Source organism: Brevundimonas sp. UBA7838, assembly GCF_002500885.1.
GTDB lineage: Bacteria > Pseudomonadota > Alphaproteobacteria > Caulobacterales > Caulobacteraceae > Brevundimonas > Brevundimonas vesicularis_C.
The window spans coordinates 372-1,048 of the sequence record NZ_DLTK01000005.1 but is presented as its reverse complement, the minus strand read 5'-3'; the positions used below and the strand labels follow the sequence as shown (position 1 = coordinate 1,048).

Annotated in this window: 1 protein-coding gene; it reads right to left on the bottom strand. The window is 71.6% G+C overall.

Features of this window, described 5'->3' with window-relative positions; all coding sequences use genetic code 11:
• A partial coding sequence (locus B3T77_RS00260) for an FAD-dependent oxidoreductase (RefSeq protein WP_292075926.1) occupies positions 1–677 on the bottom strand: 677 nt, incomplete at both ends.

Here is a 677-nt window from a genome sequence, read left to right as displayed (position 1 = left end):
GGGCGACACGCGCGCCGCCAGATCTCGCGGCAGGGGCGAGGGCTGATCAAGGATGAGGGCGGCGATATGCTCGCCCAGCAAGGGCGCGACGCAGAAACCGCGCGACCCCAGCCCGCCGAGCACATAGAGGCCGTCATCGAGAGCGCCCGCAACAGGCAGGCGATCCGGCGTCGTGGCGCGGACTGCGGTTCGGCTATGGGTTGGCCCGGCTGCTGCGACGCGTTCGGCCAGATCCGGCAGGCGCGCTTCCAAGGTCGCCAGATTTCGCGCGCTGTCGTCGTCGCTCGGCGCCGTGCCGGTGTCGCCCCGATCATGGGTCGCGCCGAACAGTACCCCTTGGCCCGTCGGGACCGCATAGCCGCCCCAGGCCATGGGGTGGACGGTCACGTCCCCGTCGATCCAGTCCGCCTGCCCCCGCACGGGCGACAGGCGCGGCGTCTGGTCGAACCCTTCCAACAGGGCGGCCGATCCCCAACCGGCGGCGAGAACCACCGCATCGACCTCGCCCAGCACCGCGTCGTTTTCGCCGATCAGCCGCCAGCGGCCGTCGGCGCGCTCCAGCCGTGTCACGCGCTCAGAGCGCATCTCCGCGTCCGAAAGCCAGTACGAGAGCACCGCCGCAGGGTGCAGCGCGAACGCCCCCTTCATCAGCAAACCGCCCTGCCCCGTCGCTTCGC